The following is a 4,428-nucleotide window of genomic DNA, read 5'->3' on the forward strand; positions in this document are numbered from 1 at the left end:
TGAGTGATCACCGGTACTAAACCGTCTTCGTTGAAAGCTAGATTCTCTAGCACAGCCTTCAGTTCAACTTTATCGCCATCTCTTTTGTGCTCTAGGCTTCCAAAGAATTTTTGATACATAAACGTCTAATCATCTCTTAATTCTATAATTCAAACTCAAAAACGTTATGATATAACATATCATTTAGTTCTCAATAAAAAAGGCTCACTGAGCCGTTAAATCGTACCGATAGATATCGATCTAGAACAATGGATGAGCCGCCTGCACAACCGTTGCAGCTTGATACAGCTCCCAACCTAGAACAGCGAGTACAATGCCCCCAAAAATACGAACATAATGTGCAAACCGTGAGTGAGAATGCGTTTCTGCTAATCCAGACTCACCGATAAATCGTTCGATCCATCCTCTAGCATATACTGCGATAACAGCGAGAATACTCACAGACAAACCTGTTCCTAAACCCATCATTAAAGTAGCGGTGACACCGTAACCGTACACACCGACTAAGTGCGCATAAATAAGCACTAAAATTGCCCCCGAGCATGGCCTAAACCCCATCGATAAAATCAGTAAAAACGTTTGCCACGGAGTCTGTTTTGTTTCAGGAACGTAAGCATGATTGCAGCCACAAGATGAACCGTGATCATGAGAATGATGATTGTGAGAATGTTCATGCGAATGGTGCCCATGTGAGTGATCATGATGGTGAGTATGCGAGTGATCGAGATCATTATGGCTGACTTCATGCTCGTCGCTATGCCTTTCTGTCTCGCTAAACAAGCGACCAAAAGACCAGCTACCAAGAGGTTTAGTTTTCATAATGCGACGCAATCCCGTCAACACTAAAACTAAACCCAACATCATCACTAGCACATAGCCCACAAGTGATACTTTTTCGCCATACTGAGTCACTTCAGAGAACTTAAGCTCAAGGATTTGCGATAAAAGTGAAACAAGAACAATAGCAACCAAGGCCTGCATAAGCGCCGCAGTAAAGGAGATAAATATTCCACTTCGAATATTGTCTTTATTGGTTCCCAAATAAGTCACAATAACAGCCTTGCCATGCCCGGGACCGATAGCATGAAAAATACCGTAAGCAAAACTCACGATCACTAGCATCATTCCATAGGAAGAGGCATTCGTCGCGACAGCGGTGATATGCTCCGTTAACAGAGAATGGAAATACTTCTGCCAAGTAACACTGTGAAGAACAAACTCATCCCACAAGGTGAATAAAGATGCGATGAGAACCGCACAAAGTACTCCCGTCAAATACTTCCAGACCGAGAATCTACTTTGTGTAAGTCCTTTTATATTTTGATGATTCATAAAGATCTCACGAACAACTAACAATTTGGTTTGAAGAGACTCGATGATGGATATAGCTCCCCCACTCACCGAGCAAGATATGCTCATTGCATGTTAAGAGAATTGTGCCTTAACCGATAAAGTCGAGGGTCAACAACAAACGTTTTTCGTTTACTCCGACGTTTGGGGATCGATGAACTAAACCCGCGCCTTCGTTGCCAATCCACTTCTCTCCCTTAAGGAGCGCAACATCACCAACCGTCAAGGATCGAATATCTTGACGAGATGAGTAAATCCCAGACTCAGAATCTGAAAGGCCATTATTCCCTGCCCCAAGTTTTGAGCGATCAACATCGTCATGCTTAAGCCATTCAGTTGCGAGTCCCTGATAGGTAGTCACTAAACGACATGGCACTTTATCAGTATGAAAACGCGGGCACATAGCGCGATCTAATTTGGTCAAACGCAAACCAACGCGTGTTTGCTCAAACAAGCAGCAAAACATATCAACGACGTGTGAAAGATCATCGACCAATGGCGCTACATTTTCGTAGTGATCGAGTTTCAGATTTAAGCGATCTTTTACGTTCTCTGGCGTCACATCATCTTCAACACGAATGAATTCAGCCTGATCAAGCAGAGATGCAATTGAATCACGTAATCCTGATGAGAGATCTCGTTTCCAGACGGCGATATTAACGTCGTCTTTGTAGATATCTGCCAAAGTATGAATGTCATTTGATTCAGCTAATTTTCGCTGAATCTCGTCCACCATCGCTTCCATATAATTATGAAATTCCTTTACGTAGTTTCTTGGGAAGAAGACGATATCCAAGGTTCACAACAACAAACAAAATCGCACACACACTAATGATAGTGGGACCTGTTGGAGTATCGAAAACATAGGAACCATGCAAGCCAATTAAGCTTGCAGAAATCGCTAACACACCAGCGACAACAGCCATCATCTCGGGGGTAGAACTGAGTACTCGAGCTGTAGCAGCTGGAATAATAAGCATTGCGACAATCAGCAATACACCGACTGTTTTAATTGCGACTGCGACCACTATCGCAAGGCTAATAGTAAGAATGAGCTGCTCGTGTTTTGGTTTATACCCACTTGCTAGTGCTAAATCAGGATTAAGCGTAGATAGTAATAGTCCGTTCCAGCGCAGTGTCGCGAGCACTAATACCAGCGCAGCCCCACCCCAAATAATGAAGAGATCTGATTTACCGACAGCGAGAATGTCGCCAAACAAATAAGACATTAAGTCGATTCGCACACCGGACAGAAACGACACAGCAACCAAACCAATTGCCAGGGCTGAATGCGACATCACACCTAGTAAGGTATCCATGGCAATGCCACGCTCACTCAATGATGAAACGGTGATCGCCATGATCATACAAACGATTAAAACGCCCAGAAAAACTGGCGTAGAAAAACTAAGAGAAAGAGCGATACCTAGTACGGCTGAATGTGCGGTCGCATCACCAAAATAAGCCATACGACGCCACACAACAAAACACCCTAAAGGTGCTGCGGCTAGCGCAACACCAACACTCGCGAGAACTGCACGAACAAGAAAATCATCAAACATGGTGATGGCCTCCTTCACAGTTCTCATCATGGGTGTAGTGGTCATCATGATGAGCATGAGGTTTGTGCAAATACAACGCTTCGCTCTGATCCAAACCAAATAAATTGCGATATTCAGGCATGTCGGTAATTACTTCAGGGCGCCCTTGGCAGCAGATGTTTCCGTTTAGACAAATCACGCGATCAGTTTGGCGCATAACGATATGCAGTTCATGACTGATCATTAAAATACCGCAGCCAAGACTATCTTTTACATCAGCGATTTGACGATAAAAATCTGCAACACCAGCATGATCAAGGCCCTGTGTGGCCTCATCGAGAATGAGTAAATTTGGCTTGCCTAGCAGCGCTCTCGCTAATAATACGCGTTGGAATTGCCCGCCTGACAAGTCCATTAATTGCTGCTTACCGAGATTGGGAACACCTGCCATCTCGAGTGCTTCAACAAGACTCGCCTTACTGTGCTTTTTAGGTAGACTCATAAAACGCTCAACCGTCATCGGTAGCGTTTGATCAATGTGAAGCTTTTGCGGAACGTAACCAATACTTAAGTCAGGTGATCTATTAATCGTGCCCTCAAGATGCGGTACTGCACCAATTAACGCACGCAACAAAGTGGTTTTACCTGAGCCATTTGGACCAATAATACTTAGGATTTCCCCTGCCCCAACAGACATGGAGATATTACTGAGTACGGGCTTTGCGCCAAAAGACACTGAAAGCTGCTCGCACTCTATTAATTTTTTGCTCACGCATTACCTCAAAAAAACTGCCTAACGACCCACCAAAAAATACGAGTTGTTAAGCAAAGGACGAAGGAGCTATGATACAACATATCATTACGTTTTGAAGACTTATTTAAACTCCAATAAAACAGGCTCAAGGAAAAGATATGCTCAAGAAAAATCGCTTGGCGCTCATGACGTCATTACTTCCTCTTACAGCATTTGCTGACGCACCTAGCATTGCAGTAGATATTGCACCACTGCACTCAATTGTTAGTCAGGTTACCGCAGGTGTAACAGAGCCCAACCTTATCATTCCTGCAGAAGCATCGCCGCATTACTATAGCCTGAAGCCTTCCCAAGCTCGTTCACTCGCAAATGCTGATGTCGTGTTTTGGATGGGAGAAGAGTTAACACCTTGGCTTGAGAAATCGATGGATAACGTTGCCGAGTCTGCGAAGAAAGTCGAGATACTTGAGTTAGACGAAACCATCACATATGCCTTCCGCGAAGGTGCAACCTTTGAAGGCCATGATCATGGCGATCATGACGAACATGGGCATGACAAACATGACGACCATGGACGCGACGATCATGACGACCATGGACACGACGATCATGATGACCACGGACACGACAAGCATGACGACCACGGACACGACGATCATGATGACCACGGACACGACAAGCATGACGACCACGGACACGACGATCATGACGACCATGGACACGACAAGCATGACGACCACGGACACGACAAGCATGACGACCACGGACACGACAAGCATGACG

Annotated in this window: 5 protein-coding genes; 1 reads left to right on the forward strand and 4 read right to left on the reverse strand. The window is 44.6% G+C overall.

Annotated features, from left to right (window positions below; all coding sequences use genetic code 11):
* Window positions 1–240 precede the first annotated feature (240 nt).
* From A3739_RS02985 to A3739_RS03000, 4 genes are all read right to left on the reverse strand, one after another.
* On the reverse strand, window positions 241–1,332 hold the full coding sequence (locus tag A3739_RS02985) for a nickel/cobalt transporter (RefSeq protein ID WP_197471993.1): 1,092 nt from the start codon (window positions 1,330–1,332) through the stop codon (window positions 241–243).
* Window positions 1,333–1,441: 109 nt separating this feature from the next.
* Window positions 1,442–2,095, reverse strand: coding sequence for a DUF1826 domain-containing protein (locus A3739_RS02990; protein WP_068474499.1), 654 nt, complete (start codon window positions 2,093–2,095; stop codon window positions 1,442–1,444).
* Between the two features lie 4 nt (window positions 2,096–2,099).
* The gene (locus A3739_RS02995) at window positions 2,100–2,912 is read right to left on the reverse strand and encodes a metal ABC transporter permease (RefSeq protein ID WP_068474497.1); all 813 of its coding nucleotides are present in this window, start codon (window positions 2,910–2,912) and stop codon (window positions 2,100–2,102) included.
* Window positions 2,905–3,663: a metal ABC transporter ATP-binding protein gene (locus A3739_RS03000; protein ID WP_068474495.1), complete on the reverse strand. Its 759-nt coding sequence runs from the start codon at window positions 3,661–3,663 to the stop codon at window positions 2,905–2,907. The genes A3739_RS02995 and A3739_RS03000 overlap by 8 nt, the downstream gene beginning before the upstream one ends.
* Before the next feature lie 140 nt (window positions 3,664–3,803).
* On the opposite strand from A3739_RS03000, the gene A3739_RS03005 reads away from it, so the two are divergent.
* Window positions 3,804–4,428 (forward strand): metal ABC transporter solute-binding protein, Zn/Mn family (locus A3739_RS03005; RefSeq protein ID WP_156502293.1); only part of this gene is annotated, 625 nt, incomplete at its 3' end.

This window comes from Oleiphilus sp. HI0067, assembly GCF_001635735.1.

Coding starts and splice junctions, on each gene's coding strand:
- A3739_RS02985 (WP_197471993.1), bottom strand. CDS start 1,332: ATGAATCATCAAAATATAAAAGGACTTACACAAAGTAGATTCTCGGTC.
- A3739_RS02995 (WP_068474497.1), bottom strand. CDS start 2,912: ATGTTTGATGATTTTCTTGTTCGTGCAGTTCTCGCGAGTGTTGGTGTT.
- A3739_RS02990 (WP_068474499.1), bottom strand. CDS start 2,095: ATGGAAGCGATGGTGGACGAGATTCAGCGAAAATTAGCTGAATCAAAT.